The 22,441-nt window shown below is 61.4% G+C and carries 19 protein-coding genes and 1 pseudogene; 7 read left to right on the plus strand and 13 right to left on the minus strand.

Annotated elements, in window-relative coordinates:
* The first annotated feature begins 98 nt into the window (after window positions 1–98).
* The 3 genes from tnpA to tnpC are packed head-to-tail and all read left to right on the plus strand — an operon-like array spanning window position 99 to window position 2,324.
* A complete protein-coding gene (tnpA, locus tag HBH25_RS03210) occupies window positions 99–416 on the plus strand; it encodes an IS66-like element accessory protein TnpA (RefSeq protein WP_168081496.1) in 318 nt (105 codons plus the stop codon).
* Window positions 413–748: an IS66 family insertion sequence element accessory protein TnpB gene (tnpB, locus tag HBH25_RS23210; RefSeq protein ID WP_168081498.1), complete on the plus strand. Its 336-nt coding sequence runs from the start codon at window positions 413–415 to the stop codon at window positions 746–748. Before tnpA ends, tnpB begins: the two co-directional genes overlap by 4 nt.
* Before the next feature lie 49 nt (window positions 749–797).
* Window positions 798–2,324, plus strand: coding sequence for an IS66 family transposase (gene tnpC / locus HBH25_RS03220; protein WP_168081500.1), 1,527 nt, complete (start codon window positions 798–800; stop codon window positions 2,322–2,324).
* Between the two features lie 5 nt (window positions 2,325–2,329).
* On the opposite strand, the gene HBH25_RS03225 is transcribed toward tnpC, so the two are convergent.
* Together HBH25_RS03225 and HBH25_RS03230 are read right to left on the minus strand one after the other, a co-directional pair.
* Complete coding sequence (locus HBH25_RS03225) at window positions 2,330–2,851, minus strand: GNAT family N-acetyltransferase (protein WP_003380656.1); 522 nt, start codon at window positions 2,849–2,851, stop codon at window positions 2,330–2,332.
* A 433-nt stretch (window positions 2,852–3,284) separates the two neighbouring features.
* Window positions 3,285–4,619, minus strand: coding sequence for a DUF6602 domain-containing protein (locus HBH25_RS03230; RefSeq protein ID WP_168081502.1), 1,335 nt, complete (start codon window positions 4,617–4,619; stop codon window positions 3,285–3,287).
* A gap of 804 nt (window positions 4,620–5,423) precedes the next feature.
* Between HBH25_RS03230 and HBH25_RS03235 the strand changes: the two are divergent.
* Window positions 5,424–5,753: pseudogene (locus HBH25_RS03235) on the plus strand (GreA/GreB family elongation factor); the annotation flags it as partial.
* A 6-nt stretch (window positions 5,754–5,759) separates the two neighbouring features.
* On the opposite strand, the gene HBH25_RS03240 reads toward HBH25_RS03235, so the two are convergent.
* Window positions 5,760–6,068 (minus strand): class I SAM-dependent methyltransferase, encoded by a 309-nt coding sequence (locus HBH25_RS03240; protein ID WP_168081504.1) that lies wholly within the window; start codon window positions 6,066–6,068, stop codon window positions 5,760–5,762.
* Between the two features lie 172 nt (window positions 6,069–6,240).
* The gene (locus HBH25_RS03245) at window positions 6,241–7,638 is read right to left on the minus strand and encodes an MltF family protein (RefSeq protein WP_168081506.1); all 1,398 of its coding nucleotides are present in this window, start codon (window positions 7,636–7,638) and stop codon (window positions 6,241–6,243) included.
* 140 nt (window positions 7,639–7,778) lie between these two features.
* On the opposite strand from HBH25_RS03245, the gene HBH25_RS03250 reads away from it, so the two are divergent.
* Entirely contained in the window at window positions 7,779–8,585 is an 807-nt protein-coding gene (locus HBH25_RS03250; RefSeq protein WP_168081508.1) for a TatD family hydrolase, read from the plus strand.
* A 141-nt stretch (window positions 8,586–8,726) separates the two neighbouring features.
* Complete coding sequence (locus tag HBH25_RS03255) at window positions 8,727–8,948, plus strand: hypothetical protein (protein WP_168081510.1); 222 nt, start codon at window positions 8,727–8,729, stop codon at window positions 8,946–8,948.
* Between the two features lie 6 nt (window positions 8,949–8,954).
* Here HBH25_RS03255 and HBH25_RS03260 read toward each other — a convergent pair whose 3' ends face one another.
* From HBH25_RS03260 to HBH25_RS03275, 4 genes are all read right to left on the minus strand, one after another.
* Entirely contained in the window at window positions 8,955–10,940 is a 1,986-nt protein-coding gene (locus tag HBH25_RS03260) for a transglutaminase TgpA family protein (protein ID WP_420708435.1), read from the minus strand.
* Window positions 10,941–10,945: 5 nt separating this feature from the next.
* On the minus strand, window positions 10,946–11,896 hold the full coding sequence (locus HBH25_RS03265) for a DUF58 domain-containing protein (RefSeq protein ID WP_324616854.1): 951 nt from the start codon (window positions 11,894–11,896) through the stop codon (window positions 10,946–10,948).
* Window positions 11,893–12,810, minus strand: a complete 918-nt coding sequence (locus HBH25_RS03270) for an AAA family ATPase (RefSeq protein WP_168081516.1) — start codon at window positions 12,808–12,810, stop codon at window positions 11,893–11,895. Before HBH25_RS03270 ends, HBH25_RS03265 begins: the two co-directional genes overlap by 4 nt.
* 64 nt (window positions 12,811–12,874) lie before the next feature.
* Complete coding sequence (locus HBH25_RS03275) at window positions 12,875–13,153, minus strand: hypothetical protein (RefSeq protein ID WP_168081518.1); 279 nt, start codon at window positions 13,151–13,153, stop codon at window positions 12,875–12,877.
* Between the two features lie 147 nt (window positions 13,154–13,300).
* Here HBH25_RS03275 and HBH25_RS03280 point away from each other — a divergent pair, with 147 nt between their 5' ends.
* Window positions 13,301–14,407, plus strand: a complete 1,107-nt coding sequence (locus HBH25_RS03280) for a patatin-like phospholipase family protein (RefSeq protein WP_168081520.1) — start codon at window positions 13,301–13,303, stop codon at window positions 14,405–14,407.
* A gap of 20 nt (window positions 14,408–14,427) precedes the next feature.
* Here HBH25_RS03280 and HBH25_RS03285 read toward each other — a convergent pair whose 3' ends face one another.
* The 5 genes from HBH25_RS03285 to kdpA are packed head-to-tail and all read right to left on the minus strand — an operon-like array spanning window position 14,428 to window position 22,109.
* Entirely contained in the window at window positions 14,428–15,117 is a 690-nt protein-coding gene (locus HBH25_RS03285) for a response regulator (protein WP_168081522.1), read from the minus strand.
* A 2-nt stretch (window positions 15,118–15,119) separates the two neighbouring features.
* Window positions 15,120–17,759, minus strand: a complete 2,640-nt coding sequence (locus tag HBH25_RS03290; RefSeq protein WP_168081524.1) for an ATP-binding protein — start codon at window positions 17,757–17,759, stop codon at window positions 15,120–15,122.
* A gap of 19 nt (window positions 17,760–17,778) precedes the next feature.
* Complete coding sequence (kdpC, locus tag HBH25_RS03295; RefSeq protein ID WP_168081526.1) at window positions 17,779–18,336, minus strand: potassium-transporting ATPase subunit KdpC; 558 nt, start codon at window positions 18,334–18,336, stop codon at window positions 17,779–17,781.
* A 23-nt stretch (window positions 18,337–18,359) separates the two neighbouring features.
* Window positions 18,360–20,405 carry a potassium-transporting ATPase subunit KdpB gene (kdpB, locus tag HBH25_RS03300; protein ID WP_168081528.1) on the minus strand — a complete coding sequence of 682 codons (2,046 nt, stop codon included), beginning with the start codon at window positions 20,403–20,405 and terminating at the stop codon, window positions 18,360–18,362.
* 9 nt (window positions 20,406–20,414) lie between these two features.
* Window positions 20,415–22,109: a potassium-transporting ATPase subunit KdpA gene (kdpA, locus tag HBH25_RS03305; RefSeq protein ID WP_168081530.1), complete on the minus strand. Its 1,695-nt coding sequence runs from the start codon at window positions 22,107–22,109 to the stop codon at window positions 20,415–20,417.
* Window positions 22,110–22,441 lie beyond the last annotated feature (332 nt).

Genomic DNA, 22,441 nt, shown 5'->3' on the forward strand with positions numbered 1-22,441 from the left:
GTAAGCGGCCAGCAAACACACCTTCAAAAATCCAGAATTAAGGGCAATGGTGTCCGCCTATTTAAGCGGACGCGATCACCCTTATCGCTAGGATTTCCATGCGCCAACGAAGCTCTTACCCCAAACCCTTTAAAGCCCAGGTCGTTCAGGAATGTCTGCAACCCGGCGCCTCCGTTTCCAGCGTCGCCATCAGCCACGGCATCAATGCCAACGTAATTCGCAAGTGGTTGCCGATTTACCGCGATAAACCCGTCGCGCCACTTCCCGCGTTTGTGCCGCTGCAACCGATGCCTAAACGGCACGCTGATGAAGCGGTAGTTATCGCACTGCCGCTGGGCAAAAAATCTATCACGGTCAAATGGCCCATCTCCGACCCGGACGGCTGCGCACGCTTCATTCGCAGCCTCTCGCAATGATACGCATCGACGCCATCTGGCTCTCGACCGCGCCCATGGACATGCGCGCTGGCACCGAGACTGCGCTAGCCCGCGTGGTAGCGGTGTTCGGTGCGGCAAAGCCGCACAGCGCTTATCTGTTTGCCAATCGCCGCGCCAACCGGATGAAGGTGCTGGTGCATGATGGCGTGGGCATCTGGCTTGCCGCACGCCGGTTGAACCAAGGCAAGTTTCACTGGCTTGGCACTCATCGCGGCCTGGAAGTCGAACTCGACGCTGAACAACTGCACGCGCTGGTGCTCGGTTTGCCATGGCAGCGTGTAGGTGTGAACGGCGTGATTACGGTAGTTTAGTCCTGCCTTTGAGCTGTGTCGGATGAGTTGCTTTGGTAAAATCCACGGCATGACTTCCTTGCCCAATCTCGACCAAATGACACCCGACCAACTGCGCGCACTCGCTGCGCAGTTGCTGTCGAAGGTCGACACCATGGGTCGAAAGATCCATCGTGACGAGACGATCATCGAACAGCTCTCTCACGAAATTGCCATCCTCAAACACCACAAGTTCGCCAAACGCAGCGAGCAGATCAGCCCAGCTCAAGGCAGTTTGCTGGATGACCTGCTCAACACCGACCTTGAGGCCATTGAGGCAGAACTGGACGCGCTTCGTCCTGCCCCGACGCCAGACGAAACCCGCCAAAAGCCCAAGCGCGCGCCGCTGCCGACGCAGTTCCCACGCACCGTCATTCGTCACGAGCCAGAGAACACCCAGTGCGCTTGCGGCTGCCAGCTTCAGCGCATCGGCGAAGACGTCAGCGAAAAGCTGGATTACACACCGGGTGTGTTCACCGTTGAGCAGCATGTACGTGGCAAGTGGGCCTGCCGCCAGTGCGAAACGCTGATCCAGGCGCCGGTGCCCGCCCAAGTCATAGACAAGGGCATCCCTACTGCCGGTCTGCTGGCCCATGTGATGGTGACCAAGTTCTCCGACCATTTACCGCTGTACCGGCAGGAAAAGATCTTTGGCCGTGCAGGCCTGGCGATCCCGCGCTCAACACTGGCTCAGTGGGTGGGCCAAACTGGCGTGCAACTCCAGCCACTGGTGGATGCACTGCGGGAAGTCGTACTCGCCCAGCGAGTCGTGCATGCCGATGAAACGCCGGTGCAGATGCTGGCCCCCGGCGAGAAGAAAACGCACCGAGCGTATGTCTGGGCTTATTGCACCACGCCGTTCTCGGTACTGAAGGCGGTGGTCTACGACTTCAGCCCCAGCCGTGCTGGCGAACATGCACGTAACTTCCTTGGCACGTGGAACGGCAAGCTGGTCTGCGATGACTTCGCGGGCTACAAGGCCAGCTTCGAGCTGGGCATCACCGAAATCGGCTGCATGGCCCACGCTCGCCGCAAGTTCTTTGACCTGCATGTGGCAAACAAAAGCCAGTTGGCCGAACAGGCACTGCACTCAATCGGCGGCCTGTACGAGATCGAGCGGCAAGCCAAAGAAATGAACGATGAAGACCGCCGGCGATTACGTCAGGAAATAGCGGTTCCCGTCGCAGCAAAGTTGCATGAATGGATGCTGGCTCAACGCGAGCTTGTGCCAGAAGGCTCGGCGGTGGCCAAGGCCTTGGACTACAGCCTGAAACGCTGGGTAGCGCTGACGCGCTACCTGGAAGATGGTACCGTGCCCATCGACAACAACCCTGTCGAGAACACGATCAGGCCTTGGGCGCTTGGGCGCTCCAATTGGTTGTTCGCCGGGTCTCTGCGCAGCGGCAAACGAGCGGCCGCGATCATGAGTTTGATCCAGTCGGCACGCATGAATGGGCATGATCCGTATGCTTATCTCAAAGATGTGCTGACGCGGTTGCCGACGCAGAAAGCCAGTGAGATTGAGCATCTGCTGCCGCATCAATGGATGCCGGACTGACTTACTCAGCCTGAGTTTGGCAGCCTGCTTGTCGCCCGCGTGACGTCCATTAGCTCTTCACTGGCCAACTGTTTCCGCATCGGTGTACAAGCCAGCTCAAGACCGGAGGGCGAGGTATAGATGGCTTGATTATCTCCGTGATAGCCACACCGACGGTAGAACGCGGTTGCGTTAGGGGTAGCATCTAAATGGATGTCGACGATTCCGGCTTTAAAGGCCAGTCGCTCAAGGTATAGGAGCATTGCCTTGCCAATCCCCTGTCCCATGAATGCAGGCAAAACGAAAATAGCGCCTATCTCTCCAGACTGGAAATCAATCAGACCTGTTGCGACCGGTGTCTCGCCCAACCAGGCAACGTGGTACTCCTTTTCCACCCAAGCCCGATATCGGTCTGTGAGCGGCACATCAGTCCACGCCATTACTTGCTCAGCGGTATAGACAGTAATGCATTGATGCCGGATCGCCTGGAGGCGTATATCAAACGCGGCCTCGGCGTCAGTACGTTTGGCTGGGCGAATCAACAGCATCTTCACTCTCCTTGTCATCAATGATTTGGAAGGGGGATGAAAAAGCCCCTTCCATTTCTGGCGGGGCTTCTGGTCAATGCTTCTGTTCTAAGCGCGCATCGCCCTATGGCCCGCCAATGGCAGTCATCAAGGGGCGCATCATGCTAACGAGATTTGTAGGGGTCATTGATTGATAATCTGGAGATTTGAGCACTGTGTCAATAACCGAAAATGCGAACTGGCGAGTCGCTCTTTTGTGAAATCTGATCGTATTTAGACCATTTGCTTTGTCCAGACGACTTCACCAGACGCTTACGGTAATGCACTGAGGATGCATGAGAAATACGTATGATGAGCCAGAACTAGTGCCCACCTAAATCAGTTGGACACTGTGGCCTTCAGCGATAGCTTCAGGAAGATGTGTTTGCCGGGAGGTTACCCTTTAACTGATCTCTCACTCGTTGCGCCAAGAGAGCGGAGCTCCGTCGAGCCACCCCTGCACCTTGCCCACGAGCTCCTCCATGGCTTCAACTGTCTCGTCCTCAGGCAGTGCACCATTCGCCTCCAAAAAGTACACCCCCCACTCCCCATCGACTAAGTCACAGTAATAAGCAGATATGGTGTCGGAACCCAGCATGTCGTCCATATGACGAAGGTGGTTATTCTTCACCCCTCCGTAACGCAGGTGTGCTAACAACGATTGCATGAAGAAAGCCGCTTGACTCTTAAGCCCGGAGTTACTCTTTTTCGTAAACATACTTGGCACTACCATATTCTCGCTATTTCGAGAGTATCTAGTGTAGACGAAGTGCTTTTCAAGGACACAAGCGCAAGTGAAGTGTGCAAATGGCTTCATGATTACATCTGCGGTGCAATCCTCCGAAAAACGATCTGCCACATAATATTCTTTAATGACCTGGCAGAGTGCTTCCTCCGAAAGTTTACTCTCAAATGCAAAGACTCCCTTGAATATGGGTGGCGCACTATCGTCGAGCACCGCGACGCCCGACAGCAGATGCAGGCTTTCTCGAAGTTCATTTGCGGTTAGACCCGTCTTCACCTCAATAACTGCTCGTACCGCGTTAGGCGGCACTACCACCAAATCCCCCTCTCTAAAGAGAGGGGCATACTCTAATCTATCGTAAATTACGACATCGAGCTGTCTAGAGCATCCGTAAATAAATCCAGTTGCAACATGATACCGTTCAGGTAGATTCTTGCGCAGAACATTCTGCAATAGATTCTCTCTATAAGTTCCGACCGTGCCGGAATGAGATATAATCAACCTTATCCTTGCGCTTAGATCATCAAGCTCACTCGCAATGGAGGCCGCAAACATTCTTCGCTTTTCAGACTCTTCCCTTTGCTTACCAAGAATCAAGTAGATTTCCTTCACCTTCATGCGCGTATCTGATTTTACAGCAAAGCTATTACTGGCCACCAAAGCCTTCAGAACAAATGTCAAAACCTCTGTACTAAGCCTCGCCCTGCCGTCCTTATGCAAAAGATCTATAAGTTTCGGAATTTCGATTTTTTCATTCTGCCGTATCAGGGCGCTGGCGGTGTCTTGAACAAATTTGTATTGAGCAAATGCCTTACTGTCCCTCGCCAAGGAGGTCGGATGTAATTTCAGGCGGGACTTAATTTCTATCGGAATATCCTTCCAATTTCCGTCTAAGTCGCAGACACCAAGAGTGTTCTGTGTTTCGCTCATTACGATGAAAACCTGAAGATCAGACCAATCGGCTTCATCGACAAAGTAGGTTTTGCCAATATCTACGCTCTTCATGCATCGAACTCCCTGATAGTGAAGACGCCCATCGTTCAGATGTGGCACAACGCCAAGAGTATCTGTTATGAGCAGCATAGGCGAAGCGACGTTAGAGATTCAGGCACAATAGATGAGCCCTTTGAAACACACGATGCCGGTTACACCTCAGGATAGAGGGTCTGCAAACGGATACGTTTATGACTGACAGGGGTTCTACCTGCGCGTCAGTGTACGCGCTTGGAACGTGTCTGTGATGAGTCGCTGGAAAGGCTATGGGCTAGTGAGGTTCGATGGGCGTAAGCGGAGCAATTATGCGGGGGCTAGTCTCCACGCGCTTCGACTGGCCTCAACCAGACTGGATTGAGGCTCACCTTTCCTCGAAGACCGGCAGGTCTTCATCATCGCTTTTGATCACAAATTGATAGCTTGGAGGGGCTTACCTCAACTATTCCAGCATGCTCTCTCTAGCCCGCTAAGCAGGGTTTGCGGGTATGTCGACGGGTACCTTGTGGCTTTGGCTTTGGCTTTGGCTTTGGCTTTGGCTTTGGCTTTGGCTTTGGCGGTAGCGGTAGCGGTAGCGGCGGATGCTTGAGACGAAAGGGTAGAGAGCAAATTGGAGCGGGTAATGAATGGTGTATCTGCTGACCAAGCTGAGGCCCCGAGTCAGTTATCACAGGCGCAACTGGGAAGGGTTGGCGGCATGGCCAATGCGAGGGGCACGTACGAAAATAGTACAGAAAATTTTAGTACATGTACTAAAGCTCGAAGGCAGGTAAATCCGGGGGTTGCGGGGAAATAGTATGCTCCCTAAATCGACTCTGCAAATACAACAAAAAACTGTTGCGCGAGATCGACCGCCGCGTGCGCTACCTGCGCAAGCGGCTGGAAGATGTCAAGGTGGTTGACTACTCACCTGAGCAGGAAGGCAGGGTGTTTTTCGGGGCGTGGGTCGAAGTCGAGAACCTGGAGGGCGAGACTCGCCGGTTTCGCATCGTGGGTTATGACGAAATCTACGGGCGCAACGACTACATCTCTATCGATGCCCCCATGGCCCGTGCCTTGCTCAAGAAAGAGGAAGGTGACGAGGTGATGGTGCCCACCCCCACGGGCGATGTGTGCTGGATCGTCAACCAGGTAGAGTACGAGGGTTAGCGTTCTTCAAAGGCGCAGCAACCCTTGGCGTGCAACCCGCACCAGGTCAGCGATAAGGGCCGGGGCATGCTCAGCCGAGGGCGACTGCACCACGGCCAGGTCAAACCGGTTGTCCGCAACGTGCGCCAAGCCCTGGCCGGGGTTCATGAACCGTACCGAAAACGGCGTGGCCTTGCCATGGCGCCGGGGCCAGCCATCCAGGTAGCGCAACAGCGTGGGCTGATGCTGACCAATCAATAGAATGCTGGGGACATGAGAGGTAAGCACAGAGCCCGGCAGCGGGGCCAGGCAGACGACGGGGCGTGGGCAACTCATTGGCGGGGTACTCCACCTCACGGGTTTCGCGGGCGGGTGCGAGGTAACACCGAGCCAGCGCTTTAGCGGTATTTCAGGCAATGAACAACGCCCAGGCGCCCCGCAAGTAGCTGTCTAAATCGGCGCATGTGTCTGATCCTAGTAGGGGCAGGTTTGAGAGTCAATATCGGCATTACCTGCGCTCCAGGCTGTCGCGTGCCCGGTCGAAGGCCAAGTAGTATTTGTTCACGTTATTAACATATCGCACCGGCGCCAGCCCTACGTTCTCCATGGCAACCCGCTCTACCTGGAAGAACCAGCGATTGGGGTCCAGCCCACGCTGCTTGGCCTGGGCGCGAAACCGCTGTACGCGCTCCGGCCCCATGTTGTAGGCCGCCAATACAAAGGCCATGCGCTCACGCTCATCCATGCCCTTGGCATTGAAGAAATTGCGCCGGATAAGGGCCAGGTACCGGGCAGCAGCTTTCACGTTATCGTCCAGTTCCGCCACACTCTTCACGCCTACCCGGCGGGCTGCGGCAGGGGTGATTTGCAAGGGCCCGCTGGCACCGCCACCACCACGGGCGTCCGGCTCCAGGTCTGACTCCTTGTAGGCCAGTGCAGCCAGGTCCAGCCAGTCCAGGCCCTGCTGCCGGGCATTGCGTTGCAGCACAGGGCGCAGGGTTTCCAGGCGCTCGCGGTCGTCCCGGTGCAGGGGGTATTGGGTTTGATACAGCCCACGCCAGGCGTCGAGCAGGTCCTTGTCCTGATTGACCGGTGCTCGGTACTGCCCGAGGAACTGGCGCACACTGTCGCTCAACTGAGGAGCGCCTTGGCGCACGTACCAGCTCATGGGCGTGGGTGCGCGAAAGGGTACCCGCCGTTCGATGCGCAGGTCCGGCATCAGCTTCACCCAACGCTCGGCAATGGGCTGCTCCACTAACGTAAGGCCGTATACCCCAGCGCTAACCATGTCCAGCACATCCTCAACCCCCAGGGTGGGGTCTGCCCACTCCACCACCATGGGCGCTTTGTGGCGCGCGGCCAATTGGGCATTGGCCTGCTTCACGGCTTCCTGGGCCGCACTGCCGGCCACCAGCACCACGTGCTTGCCGGCCAGCTGGTCCAGCCGGGCCACGGCACGGTGCTTACGAGGCTGCACCAGTACCAGCACGGTGCTGGCGACTGTGGTGGCAGCCTCTACGGCCTGGCCATAGGTATCGGTTGGCAGGGCTTCGCCTGGGGCAGCCAGGTCTGCCTCGCCGCGCTGCAGGGCCGCTAGTAGTTGGCCCTTAGGGCGCGGCACGGCCTTCAGGCGAACCTGCGGGTGCCGCCCCGGCTGGGCATTGAGGTAGTGTTCGAACGCTTGCAGGCGCTGGTCTTCAGTGCCCAACGCTTCGCCCGCTACGGTGGTGGAGCTGTTACGGCTCTGGTTCACCACCACCCTGAGCACTTTGGCCTGGCGGATCTGCGCCAGGTCGCGTGCAGGGGGAACGGCATGCCGGGGCTCAGCCAGCGCAGCGGTACAGGTGAAGACGAAAAGCGCGAGTGTAGCCAGGGTCAATCCCTGGCCAGCAGCAGGACCTTTCATGTGTGCTCCGAGGTTAAAAAGCCACCCCAGGCGCGCCGCCTGGGAGCTACCAAAACCGCGCGGGCTGAGCCTGCGACGGGTTTTATTGTTTGAAATCCAGGTTTGGTATGCTTTCCGGCCTCAGCCTGAAAGGAGCCACCATGCAACTCATCGACATCGGCGTCAACCTGACCCACTCGTCATTCGACGAGCAGCACGCTGCGTTTATAGCGCGGGCTGTAGCCGCTGGTGTGGTGCAAATGGTCATTACCGGCACCAGTGCCGACGTCAGCGAGCAGGCCATTGAATTGGCCGACCGGCTCGACCCCGAGGAAAAGCAGCTGTTTGCCACAGCCGGCGTTCACCCTCACGACGCCACGGCCTGGAACAGCGATACACGGCGACGCATCAATGCCTTACTGCGCCATTCGCGGGTGCGCGCCGTCGGCGAATGCGGGCTGGATTTCAACCGGGACTTTTCTCCCCGCGCCCAGCAGGAGAAAGCGTTCGAAGAGCAATTGGCGCTTGCCGCAGAGCATCAGCTACCGGTATTCCTGCATGAGCGAGAGGCCGTGGCACGGATGCTTCCTATTCTGGCCGAGTGGCGCGATCGCCTGACCCATGCGGTAGTGCACTGCTTTACGGCCGACCGCGAAGCCCTGTTCGCCTACCTGGACCTGGACCTTCATATCGGCATCACAGGCTGGATCTGCGATGAACGCCGTGGCAGCCATTTGCACCCCTTGGTGGGCAGCATTCCTCGGGGCCGGCTGATGCTGGAAAGCGATGCACCTTGGTTGTTGCCTCGTACCCTGCGCCCAAAGCCTAAAAACGGCCGTAACGAACCGGCTTACCTGCCCGAAGTGTTGAAGGCGGTAGCCCAGCATCGCCAGGAATCCGAGACGGATGTGGCAGCCCATACCACAGCATGTGCCCGTGCATTCTTCGGGCTGCCTGAACCCACCTGAAAAACGGCCATTGCCCGTTCGCCCCTTGGACGAAACTTTCAAACCCGCTATGGGGCCCATAGAGAACTGTGATTCGCGTGGAGCACGTCAGTTGGCTACGCTTCAAACATGAATCATTCGCATCCATGATGGAGCCAGATCATGCTTAGACGCCTCGCTTGCCGTACTGCAGGTCGCATGCCCGCCGACGACCTGTTGGCTACCGCCACGCCCGCTGCGGCCTTGTTCACCTTTCCACTGTTGCTGATTGCCATCGCACTGGTTGGCTTAGGTATCGCTACTCACAGCGCCCCCTCAGCAGCAATCGGCGCTATTTGCCTGGTAGCGGCCCTTAGCAAACCCAAGGCTGCACATCCTCGTTAATGAGGATCAGCCAGGGTGTGGGTAGCGATGCGCCGTGCGTAGCCCCCTTTCCAGCCTGGCAAGTGCCAGCGTTGCCAGACGCTTGGCTCCAATGTCACCCCCGTAGCGGAAACGGCTGAATGCGTCTATGAACGCCTTTATCTCTGCGGTGTAATCAGGAAAAGCTAACTCAGCACGCGCCGCAAAATCGTGAGGCCCCTCACCTGAACGTGCGCGCAGCCCTTTGCGAGCCAACACGCGCTCGAACCGCCTGTACAGTTTAAGCTCAGGGTCCACCACCCGCCGGCCGGGCCGAAGCAGGACCAGCGCCAGTATTGCGAGTGTGCTACCACCTGCCACCGGTAGTAGCCAGCTTGCAGCGCCCGCAAACCACCGGCTCAGCCACTGTTGCTGCTGAGCTTCCTGATACCCCAGTACCCACCGTTCCCACCCGTAGTTAAGGTTCTCCCATCCCAGGCGCACCTCGTTAAGCCATTGAAAATGGCGGTAGCGAAGGGCTGAAAAAGGTGACGCGCTTAGAAAAGGCTCGTCGGCGGCCAGCGCCTCGGCCAAGCCGGCCTCTACCCGCTGGGGCGCTACGGCGGCCGTAGGGTCGGCCTGGGTCCAGCCACGGCCTGCCACCCAGTATTCAACCCACGCATGGGCGTCATATTGGCGCACGCTCAGGTACCCGCCGCGGGGGTTGAATTCGCCACCTTGGTAGCCCATCACAATCCGGGCAGGCACCCCCATGCTGCGCAACAGGAACGTGAGCGCGCCTGCGTAATGCAGGCAGAAGCCACGGCGGCTCTCAAACAGAAAACCATCGATGCTATCAGTGCCCAAGGGCGTAGGCCGCAGGGTGTAATGAAAATCCTGCTGGTTGAACAGGTGCAACACCGCCTGTACCTGCTGATCAGGCGACGGGTTGCTATGGGCCAGGGTTTGGGCCAGTGCTCTGCTCCGGGCGTTCCCGGCCTGCGGCAGCGCCAAGGCCTGGCGACGAGCAGCCTCGCTTAAAACAGGCTCACGCAACGCCTGTGGCCAGCCCGTGGCGTCATAGCTGAACGCCTGGTCGATGGGCCGGGAACGCTGCCAGCGAAGGTCGTACCCTTGCCGGGCATCGGCGCTCTCCAGGCGGCTGGTGTCCAACATGAACAACCAGGGCTGATGGCTCGCTTCCTGAATCACTCGGTAGCGGTAGGCGGGACCTTGGGGCTGCCACTCAGGCGCCGTGCGTACCGCCCCCGGATCGCTCTGGGTCCAGCGTGTACCGTCGAATCGGTCCAACGCCAGGGCACGCCAATACAGGGCCTGGCGAGGGGGTAAAGGGCCTTCGAATGCCACCCGGAAAGCCAGCTCGGGCGACTGGGCCAGCTCGGCAATATCGCCTGGTGCAACGGTATCGCTTAGCCCGGTGCTTGCGCGGTCTCCTGGCATGGGCAATGACCACAAGGGGCCGATGCGGGGAAATAGCACAAACAACACCAGCAGCAACGGCAGGGCCTGGCCGATAAGTAGCCCGGCGCGCTTCAACGGCAGGGTCCAGTTCATGGACGCCGACGGCCACTCCAAGGCGATCAAGGTGGCCAGCAAGGCACTCAGCGGCAGCAGGCTATAAAGCGCCCAAGGCAGGCTGGCGTCAAACAGGTAACCGACGGCGAGGCAGAAAAACCCCAGCATAACCACCACCCGCGCATCCCGCGGGGCTTGCACTTCCAACAGCTTGAGCACTGAAGCGGCCACCAGCAAGGCGGCGGCGAACTCCAGGCCGATGACCGTGCCTACGGAGCGGTAGAGGCCTGCCACCATGGCAACCAGCAGAATCCCTTTGACCACCCAGCCTGGGGCGCCGCGCCCTCGGCGCTCTACCCAGAGCCGCCAGCCACTGCACGCCAGCCACAGGCCTATCAGCCATACGGGCACATTGGGCCACAACGGAACCAGCACCAAGGCTTCGGCGCCCAGCAGCCAGTACAGTGCACTGCGCGGCAGGTCCGGTAACCTGGCCACCGTACTCACAGCCCTTCCATCGCCAAGGCATACAGACACGCGTCTCGATGTGGCTCACCCGTAGCGGTGGCCAGCGAGGTACTGGTCAGGAGCAGGGAAAACGACTCGCCCCGGCTGCTCAGCGCCAGCACCCAATGACACAATACGGACAGCCGCTGTTCAAGCGGCCCTTCAAGGGCCGCGATGTCCAGGGCCACATCCTGCCCGCGCGCCTCTGCAAACGACTTGATCAGCAATGCCTGGCCTTTGGAAAACGCCTTCCAGTGCAGGCGCCGCCACGAGTCTCCCGGCCGATAGGCTTGCAAGCCCTGAAAATCATCTACCCCTGTGTCCAGCACATGCCAACCGTGATCCTCGGCATCACCGGCCGGCCCGTGGCGTGGGGGCAACACAGCCGGCTGGGGCGCGGGGTACACCAGCACCTGCTGGCTCAGGTCAACCCAGCTCCAGGCCCGTAACAACCCCAGCGGGAAACGCGTTTCCAAGCGAATGCGCGGCGCAGCCATCCAGCCCCGGTGTGGTGCTACCAGCCCCAGTGTGATGCGCTGCGCCTGCCCCACTGCCAGGTCCAAGCGCTGCAACTGGGCCTTGGACCATCCCACGTAGAGGGCCAAGTGCGGCCGGCCCTGGCTTTCCAGCATCAGCCCGAACTGAGCGGCTTCATGGGCGAAAACAGGGGCCGGTGCCTCTGCTCTGACCCAGAGCCCGCTCAGGTTGCGATACGTATGCAGCATGGCGACTACAAACAGGCCCGCCAGCGTGAACGCGAGTGCGTAGGCCATGCTGTTTTGATAATTGATGGCTGCTAGCAACACCAGCGCCAGGGTGACGAAGAAACCGTAGCCTGCACCACTGGGCAGAATGTAGATCCGCCGGTGGTCCAGCACAACGTCAGGGGCCGGAGGCGAGCGGCGGGCTTGCCAGGCCGCCACCCGCTGCCGCCAGGGCGTGGTCACAGCGCCGGCACCTCTCGCAATAGCCACTGCACCAAGGTGCCGCCCTGCTGGCTGCCGGGGTCGGTACGGTCACGCAGGCGATGCCCTGCTACAGCAGGCAGCACGGCTTGAATGTCTTCAGGGATCACGTACTCGCGTTCGTCCAGCAGCGCCCAGGCACGGGCCGCAGACAGCAGGGCAAGGCTGCCGCGAGGTGACAGGCCCATGGCGAAATGAGGCTGGGTACGGGTGGCCTCGGCCAGGCGCAGCACATAATCCACCACGGCTTCGCTGACCCGAATGGCCTTGGCGCGTACCTGAATGGCCGCCAACTGTTCAAGGTCCAGTACAGGTGCCAGGCGTGGCAGCATGTCCCGCCGCGCTTCACCTAATAGCAACGCGCGCTCGGCCGCGTGGGCCGGGTAGCCCAAGGACACACGCATGAGAAAGCGGTCGAGTTGAGACTCAGGCAAAGGGAAAGTCCCACCCTGGCTGGTGGGGTTTTGCGTGGCAATCACGAAGAAAGGCTGTGGCAGCGGGCGTGTAGCGCCCTCTATGGTCACCTGCCCCTCTTCCATGGCCTCCAGCAACGCACTCTGGCTTTTGGGCGTCGCACGGTTGATTTCGTCCGCCAGCACCAACTGGGCGAAGATGGGGCCAGGATGAAAGGCGAACTGGCCACTGTCCTTATCGAACACGGACGTGCCCAGGATGTCCCCTGGCAGCAAATCAGAGGTGAACTGGATGCGTTGGAAGCCCAGCCCCAGTACCCTGGCCAAAGTATGGCTGAGCGTGGTTTTACCCATGCCGGGCACGTCTTCGATCAGCAAATGGCCGTCGGCCAACAGGCAGGCCAGGGCCAGGCGTATCTGAGTGGGCTTGCCCAGGACTATCTGGTTAACGGCCCTAAGGCAAGCCTGCAGTGAATCGGCCATCGGTACCTCTGCGCTACTGCCAAAGGTGCGCTACCCTGCCGGCGGGGCTGAGTGGGTATAAGCCCTACCGCCCTTCGCGAGACTCACGGATATAGAAGCGCGCCTTTTCGGCTTTGGTGGTACAACCTTCGAAGGCTTCGAACTGCTGCTGGGTCTTGGCGCCGGTCAACAGCGACAGGGCCTTGGAATAGCTCACGGTGCCCGCAAACCCTTCGGCCTTGGCAACGTCCAGTTCATGCCAGGCGGCATCAAGCTGGGTGCCGCAGCTTTCACGGTAAGCAGTTTTACCGGCGCAACCGGTGATCAGTACAGCGAGCAAAGGCAGGCAGACCCAGGCTTTCATTAATTCGAACACTCCAGAAAAGAGACAGCGTGCAGATAAGACGGCAACGCCCGTGAAAAGTGCCAGCCCTGCAAAACCCTGGCGGTCGCCGGGCGAGGTCAGCAGCGGCATAGTATACGGCCCGAGGGGCACCCAAGCGGAGGCACTGTGACAAAGAAAACCGTGGCATTGGTGCTGGGCGCAGGGGGTGCCCGTGGTTACGCGCACATTGGTGCCATCGAAGAAATCGAGCGCCGAGGGTATGCCATCCGTTGCGTTGCAGGCTGCTCGATGGGCGCGGTGGTGGGCGGCATCTATGCCGCGGGCCGGCTGGACGAGTACCGCCAATGGATCGAGCGCCTGGACTACCTCGATATCCTGCGGCTGGTAGATGTGAGCTTCCGCATGGGCGCCATTCGTGGAGACAAGGTGTTCGGGCAGATCCGCCGGCTATTGGGCGACCTTAACATCGAGGACCTTCGCATTCCCTACACGGCAGTGGCCACCGACCTGACCCATCAGAAAGAAGTGTGGTTTCAGGAAGGCTGCCTGCACCAGGCCATGCGGGCATCAGCCGCCATTCCGAGCCTGTTCACGCCGGTAATGATCGGCAACCGCACGCTGGTCGACGGCGGCCTGCTCAACCCGCTGCCCATTGTTCCCGTGGTGGCCAGCCATTGTGACCTGGTGGTGGCCGTCAACCTCAACGGCACCAGCGCCCTGCCCTATGAGATGCCAATGATTGAGCGGCCTGCGGCGTTCCGCAGCCGCTTCGACCGGTTGCTGGAGTCCCTCAATTCGCGACTGCCGTCCCGCCGTCGGCAGGCCCAGGCAGTGTTGCAGATGGAGCGCAATATACTGTCACCCACCAGCATGGCACCTGCCCCATGGTTTCCAGAAGACCTGTGCGAACCTTTGCCTGAGACGCCGGTGCAGGCTTTCGCGGACGGTGCCGATGAGCAGGTGGTTCGGGTGCGGCCGCGGCGTCGACCGCCGTTGCCCGACCCGGACGAAACCGCACCGACCTCAGCCACTGATGCCGTAGTGGTCGATGCCGTAGGCCCGGCCTCGTTGCTGGACCTGGTCAACCAGAGCTTCGAGGTCATGCAAACGTCATTGGCGCAGTACAAGATCGCTGGCTACCCGCCAGATGTATTGATCGAAGTGCCCAAGCGCGTCTGTCGGTTCTTCGAGTTCTACAAAGCCCCTGAACTGATTGCCCTTGGCCGGCGTATCGCCAGGGATGCCTTTGACCGGTATGAGGGGCGGCGCTAGCAAGGGAGCGCTGGACAGGGCTATGCGTCCATCAAGCGGTAACCCACCCCCGGCTCGGTCTGTATATACCGCGGGCTGGCCGGATCGTCGCCCAGCTTCTGGCGCAAGTGCCCGATGACGATGCGCAGGTAGTGCGTGTCTTCCACATGGCTCGGCCCCCAGATCTCCACCAGCAGTTGGCGTTGGGTAATCACCCGGCCTGGATACTGGGCCAATTGCGCCAGTACGGCGTACTCCTTGCGCGTGAGGCTCAAAGGCGAACCGCCTAACGTCACACGGCGACCGGCCAGGTCCATGGCCAATTCGCCCAGCAGCACCGTAGCAGGCTCCCCAGGTGCCGAGACAATGCGCCGCAACAAGGCCCTCACACGGGCCAGAAACTCCTGAATGCCAAAGGGTTTGGTCACATAGTCATTGGCGCCAGCGTCCAGCGCCTGCACTTTCTGCACTTCGCTGGCCCGCACAGACAGCACCAGCACCGGCACCTGGCTCCACTCGCGCAGTTGAACCAGCACCGCCTGGCCATCCATGTCGGGTAGGCCCAGGTCCAGTACAACCAGGTCCGGCCCGTTCAGGGCCGCCTGTTCCAGCCCCGCTACCCCGGTGGCGGCCTCCAGCACTTTGTAGCCCTGGGAGCCCAGGCTGATGCGTAGAAACGCGCGAATCTGGGGTTCGTCGTCGATCACCAGTACCTTGGTGGGGTCAGGCATGTTCAGGCTTCACTCTGTGCAACCGGAGGCGGATGAAGCGGCAAGCATAAGGCGATGCGCGTGCCCAAGCCATCATCACCTTCACTGACCGTCACTTGCCCGCCATGGGCGCCCACCATGCCTTGGCAAATGGCCAGGCCCAGCCCCGTGCCCTGCCCACCCCGGTCGCCACGGGCGGCCGTGTAAAACATGTCGAAGATACGCTCGCGCTCCGCTTCTGGAATGCCTGGGCCCTGATCGATGACGGCCAGGCACAGGCGATCACCCTCTTGGGTGGCTTCCACTTGCAAGCGCCCACCCGGTGGTGAAAAGCGGGCAGCGTTTTCCAGCACATTGATCAGGGCCTGCTCGATCAACGCAGGGTGAACCCACAGCAGGGGCAGCTCGGCAGGCACCCGAACCTCCACCGCCAGCGGCGCCAACACCGAACGTAAGCGCTGCACAGCTGCACCCACCAGCTCGCCGGGGGCGATCCAGTCTCGGGCCAGGGTCAGTGCCCCGTGGCCCAGCCGGGTCATGTCCAGCAGGTTCTGGATATAGCGGTCCAGCCGCTCGCACTCCAGGCGGGTGCTTTCCAGCAATTGCTCACGGTCGCTGGCCGACAACAGGCTGCCCAGGGTCTGCAGGCTTTCGATACTGCCGCGCATGGCGGTCAACGGGGTACGCAGGTCATGGGACACCGAGGCCAGCAAGGCGCTGCGCAACTGTTCAGTCTCCCCATGCAACCGCGCCGCTTCCAGCTCCTGGGCCAGGTTGGCACGCGCCAGGGCCTGCGCCAGTGGTTGCGCGAGGGCCATCACACGCTGCCGCCGTTGCTGGCTGATGGCGTGCTGGCCTGACGCGGCCAGCCCGATGAGGCCCAGGGTTCGGCCATTGGCCACCAAGGGCCACCACCACCAGCGCCCGCCCGGCAGCGTACCTGTGCCCTGCCCTGCTGGCTGGCCATGTTGCCAGGCCCAGTCAGCGGCAGCCTGCTCGGTTGCCTCCAGGGTGACCAGGGCGGCATTTGAACCCTGCAGGCGACGTTCAGGGTTACGCGACAGCACACAGGTCCCTACCTCTGACCAGCGCGCCAAGTGAACACGGGCTACCTCGAAGACCCCTTCAAGGTCACTGGCCGCTGCCAAGCCACGGGACAGGTCCAACAGGTCTGTGGTATCGGCCTGGGTATCGCGCAGGGCTTGCACCTGGTGGCGCTGCCGACCGGCCAGCTGACCGGTGAGTGTGGCCATAATCAGGAAGAACACCAGCGTCAGTACATCCTGCTCCCGTTGGATGGCCAGCGAAAAGTGCGGTGGAATGAACAGCAGGTCGTACAACAGAAAAGACGCCAAGGCGCAGACGAGCGCGGGCCCCGTGGCGCTGCGAATGGCCACCAGCAAAACCGCAGTAAGAAAAATCAGCGACACGTTAGGCAGTTCGAGCCAGCCCGGCACTGCACAGGCCACCAAGCCAGCCACACCGGCCGCGGCCAACGCCCACACGTAGGCGGCTGGGCGCCGCGACGGCGACATTCGCTGGACCTTGGGCCGGGCAATGGCCGGATCACGTTCAAGCACCGACAGCTCGACTACCGGCCCCAGGCGCAGCAGGCGGCTCGCGACGCCACGCCGCCAGCCACGGTTGCGCGCCGTTTGCCCTACCACCAGCACGCTGGCCTGGCGCTCGCGTGCATGCTCCAGCAACGTGCGCGCCGGGTCTGCTCCGCGCAGGGTGACCACCTCGGCGCCCAGGCGCTCTGCCAGTTGCTGGGCGGTGGACAGGCGCTGACGGCTGGCTTCGTCACCCGGCTTGCCGGTGTCTACGTGCACCACACTCCACGGCAGGTGGCGGCGCTGGGCAACCAGGCTGGCATGGCGCACCAAGCGGTCGGCGTCACCGTCCGCCTCTATGCCCACCAGCAGCCGCCCCCGCAGCCGGTTGGCACCGGCTACCGGGCCGAATACATGCTGGCCAGCATCTACCTGTGCTGCGGCCGTTTGCAGGGCTAATTCGCGCAGGGCTGTGAGGTTGCGGGGTGAGAAAAAGGCTTCGATGGCCGCACGGGCCTGTTCGGGCACGTACACCTTGCCGTCACGCAAGCGCTCCAGCAGGTCGTGAGGGGGCAGGTCGATCAATACCAGTTCGCTGGCGCTCAATACCAGCCAGTCCGGTACCGTTTCACGCACCTGCACGCCGGTGATACCCCGCACCCGGTCGTTGAGGGATTCCAGGTGCTGAACATTGACAGTGGTATACACGTCGATACCGGCGGAGAGCACTTCCTGCACGTCTTGCCAACGCTTGCCATGGCGGCTGCCGGGCACGTTGTCATGGGCCAGCTCATCGATCAGGGCCAGTTGCGGCTTGGCCTGCAGCAGTGCATCCAGGTCCAGCTCTTCCAGCCAGCGGTCGCGGTACTGCACCCGGCGCAGCGGTAGCCGTGGCAGCCCAGTGAGGCGGGCTTCAGTCTCGGCCCGGCCATGGGTGACCACCATGGCCGCCAGCACCTTGATGCCCTGGCGCTGCCGGTCCTGAGCGGCCTGCAACATGGCGAAGGTCTTGCCCACCCCGGCGGCGGCGCCAAGGAACACTTTCAGGCGCCCCTGGCCAGGCACCGGTAATGCGGCCAGCAGCGCGTCGGCCTGCTCGGAGTTGGTCACGTTTACCCCTTGTGTGTGGTCAGCGCGCTGACGTTAACGCATCCAGCGCCAGGTTCAAGCCCAGTACATTGATCACTGGCGGGCCAAACAAAGGCTGGCGTACCTGGTTCATCGCCAAAGTATGGACCTGGTCTTCGGCCAGCCCACGGGCCTTGGCGACTCGCGCGACCTGGTACAGCACGGCAGCCGGGGGCAGGTCCGGGTCCAGCCCGCTGGCCGAGGTGGTCAGCAGGGCCAGGGGCACCGGGCCGGCCGCCGCGCTGTACAGCGTGGCCACGCTGGCCTGTACACGCGTCGGCAGGGCCGGGTTGGTACTGGCCAGGTTGCTGGCGGCACTGGACACCGTCGCGAAATCCCCCGCCGAGGGGCGCGGCTGGAACCATTGCGGCCCTGTGAACGGCTGGGCCAGCAGTGCAGAACCTCGAACCTGGCCCTGGGCGTCGCGCACCAGGCTTCCTCCGGCCTGGGCGGAAAACGCCAGACGGGCGACGGCCGTCACGGCCAGTGGATAGGCGACGCCGGTCAGCAAGGCCATGATCAGCAAAAGGCTCAGGGCAGGACGTATAAGGGTCAGCATTGCGTTATCTCCACGAAACAGCATTACACCAGGCCCAGGCCAGTCAGTGTCAGGTCGATCAGCTTGATACCCACGAACGGTACGATCAGCCCGCCAACGCCGTAGATCAGCAGGTTGCGCCGCAGCAGGTGGGCCGCACTGCGTGCCTGCACCTTCACCCCACGCAGGGCCAGGGGCACCAGCACTATGATGATGAGCGCGTTGAACACGATCGCCGACAGAATGGCGCTTTGAGGTGTGGCCAGGTGCATCACGTTGAGCAGGTTCAGCGAGGGGTACACGCCGGCGAACAACGCAGGCAGGATGGCGAAGTACTTGGCCACGTCGTTGGCCACCGAGAAGGTGGTCAGGGCACCTCGGGTAACCAGTAACTCTTTGCCCACCCGTACCACGTCCAGCAGCTTGGTCGGGTCGCTGTCCAGGTCCACCATGTTGGCGGCCTCGCGCGCGGCCTGAGTGCCTTCGTTCATGGCCACCCCTACATCGGCCTGCGCCAGCGCTGGCGCATCGTTGGCGCCGTCGCCACACATGGCCACCAAGCGTCCCTGATCCTGCTCCAGCCGAATACGCTCCAGCTTTTTCTGCGGCGTGGCCTCGGCAATCATGTCGTCCACACCGGCCTGGGCAGCAATGGCTGCAGCGGTGAGCGGGTTGTCTCCGGTCACCATGACCGTGCGAATGCCCAAGGCGCGCAGGGCCGCAAAGCGTTCGCGAATGCCGGGCTTGACCACGTCGGTCAGCTCGATAGCCCCTAGCAGCCGGTTGTCCTGGCTGACCAGCAACGGTGTACCGCCCTGTTGGGCAATGCGGTCGATCTCACGGGCCAAGGCGCTGGGCAACTCGCTGCGCTGGCTGCCGATAAAGCCCAGCACAGCATCCACTGCGCCTTTGCGGTAGCGGGTTGTACCCAGGTCCAGGCCTGACAGGCGAGTTTCGGCGGTAAACGGCACGCTGGTGCCGCCCGTGGCGCCGCTGAGGTCCCGGCCCACGAACTGCAGAACGGATTTACCCTCGGCGGTGGTGTCTGCCAGGGACGCATAAGCCGCGCCGTCTTCCAATGCAGCCTTGGCAATGCCAGGTGCCGCGATCAGTGCCGTGCAGCGACGGTTACCAAAGGTGATGGTGCCGGTCTTGTCCAGCAGCAGCACCTGCACGTCACCGGCTGCTTCCACGGCCCGGCCAGATTTGGCAATCACGTTCAGCCGTACCAGCCGGTCCATGCCGGCGATACCGATGGCCGAGAGCAACCCGCCGATGGTGGTGGGTATCAGGGTCACCAGCAGCGCCATCAGGTAGATCAGCGGCAGTTCCCCTCCGGAAAACCGCGCAAACGGCTGCAGGGTCGCCACCACAATGATGAAAATAAGGGTCAGGCCGATCAGCAGGCTGTCGAGAGCGATTTCGTTAGGGGTTTTCTGCCGGCGTGCGCCTTCCACTAACGCAATCATGCGGTCCACCGTAGATTCGCCCGGATTGCTGGTGACCCGTACCAGCAGCCAGTCCGACACCAGCCGCGTGTTGCCTGTCACCGCCGAGCGGTCCCCGCCGGATTCCCGAATCACCGGGGCAGACTCCCCCGTAATGGCAGCCTCGTCCACTGCAGCGATACCTTCGACCACCTCACCGTCAGCAGGGATCATTTCCCCCACCTCGACCCGCACCAGGTCGCCGATACGCAGGCTGCCGGCGGGCACGGTTTCCATGGCACCGCTGGTGGTACGCCGGCGGGCCATCAGCCCTTGGCTGCCGCTGCGCAGGCTATCGGCACGCGCCCGCCCACGGCCTTCGGCCAAGGCTTCGGCGAAGTTGGCAAACAGCACGGTAAACCATAGCCAGAGCGCCAGTTGCGCCCCGACCCCGGCACTGACACCGCTGTCTGGCAGCAGGCACAGCACGGTCGTGGCTACGGCGGTAATGGCCACCACCAGCATGACCGGGGAGCGGCGCAACTGGCGTGGGTCCAGCTTTACGAACGCCTGGCCCAGCGCTGGCAACCACAGGTGTTTAAGGGTGACGCCAGTGGCCGGTGTTGCGGCAGCCACCACGGACGGTTCAAGCGGCAGGTTCATGGCGAGTTCTCAAAAGGCGTGGGTCAGTTGGTCGGCGATGGGGCCCAGCGCCAGTGCAGGAAGGAAGGTCAGCCCGCCTACCAGCACAATGGTCAGGGTCAGCAGCGCTACGAACAGCGGGCCATGGGTAGGGAAACTGTCGATGCCGGCAGGGGCTGGCTTTTTCGCGGCCAGACAACCGGCCAAGGCAATCACTGGGATGATGTAGCCGAAACGCCCGATCATCATGGCCAGCGCCAGCAACAGGTTATGCACGGCGGTATTGGCGCTCAGCCCGCCGAAGGCCGAACCATTGTTGGCGGCAGCAGACACATAGGCATACAGCAGCTCACTGAAGCCATGGGGCCCAGGGTTGTTCAAACCCGCTGGGGTACTGGGCAGGGCTGCTGCCAGGGCTGCAGGCAGCAATGTGGCCACGGGCATTACCAGCAAGGTCGCTACCAGCAAGCGCACTTCGGTGGCCTGCAATTTCTTGCCCAAGTATTCCGGCGTACGGCCGATCATCAGGCCTGCCAGGAACACGGCGGTGAGCACAAACAGCAACATGCCGTACAGCCCGGCCCCTACCCCGCCGAAGATCACTTCGCCCAGCATCATGTTGACCATGGCCACCATGCCAGCCAACGGGTTGAGGCTGTCATGCATGCCATTGACCGAGCCATTGGACGCTGCCGTAGTGATGACGGCCCACAGCGTGGTAGCGGTGGTTCCAAAGCGGCTTTCCTTGCCTTCCAGTGAGGGTTCCAAGGCCAGGTTGGCAGCCGACAAGGCAGCGTTGGGCTGGAATTCGGCCCACAGTGCCACGCCTGCTCCTACGGCCAGCAGCACCAGCATGCTGGCCAGGATCGCGCGGCTCTGGCGCAGGTCTTTTACGTAGTGCCCGAACATGAACACCAGTGCGGCCGGGATGCACAAGATAGCCGCCAGCTCGAACAGGTTGCTCAACGCGGTAGGGTTTTCAAATGGGTGTGCTGAATTCACCCCAAAGAAGCCACCCCCATTGGTGCCTAACTGCTTGATGGCAATCTGGCTGGCTACCGGGCCCAAGGGAATGAGCTGGTCGGCACCTTGTACCGTAACGGCCGGCACGTAGGCCGAGAACGTTTGTGGCACGCCTTGCCACACCAGCACCACGGCAAATACCAAGCACAGCGGCAGCAGGCCATACAGGGTGGCACGGGTGAGGTCTGCCCAGAAATTGCCCAGGCTGGCACCGCCGCGGCTGGCGATGCCACGGCACAGCGCCGCCAGCACGGCCAGGCCCGTGGCCGCGCTTACAAAGTTCTGCACCCCCAGGCCGGCCATCTGGCTCAGGTAACTGAGCGACGCTTCGCCACTGTAGGCTTGCCAGTTGGTATTGGTCACGAAACTGACCGCTGTATTGAGTGCCAAGGTCCATTCAAGGCCCGGCAAGTGCTGCGGGTTAAGAGGCAGCCACCCTTGGAGCATGAGTAAGGCAAACAACAGCGCAAGCCCGGCCAGGTTGAACGCCAAGAGTGCGCCCAGGTAGGCACGCCAGTTCTGCTGCCGCGCCGGGTCGATGGCCGCCAGGCGATAGCAGCCCCGCTCCACAGGCCCCAGCACCCGGCCCACTACCGTAGGCTGGCCTTCCATCACGCGAAAATAAAACCGCCCCAACCAGGGCGCCGGCACCAGCACCAAGGCCGCTACGCCAATGATGAGCCAATAATCATAGCTGTGCATGATGGCTGCTCCTGTACCGCACCTTTGCGCTCATCAACCTCTCCTTCGAGGTCACTCTTCAAGGCAGCTATTGTTAAGGCTAGGGCTGTAAAGGAACGAGATGGCAGGTGCGGCTGGGGCGTAAAGACCGCGTAATGTTTGCGCCCGGCGTCAGGTTCAAGCCGGTTGTATCAAGGCCGATACATTCAAGAAACCCACAGGACATGCGAGCACTTCAGACTAAGGGCATGCTGCGCCCGCGCTGCGCCCGCGCTGCACTCGCGCTGCACCCGCGCAGGCCCGGCAGGTGCCCATGCAGCCCTTTTCTTACACACACCGCCGGCCAAGGGCCC

Source organism: Pseudomonas quercus, from assembly GCF_012033695.1.
In the GTDB taxonomy this organism is placed as follows: Bacteria; Pseudomonadota; Gammaproteobacteria; order Pseudomonadales; family Pseudomonadaceae; genus Aquipseudomonas; species Aquipseudomonas quercus.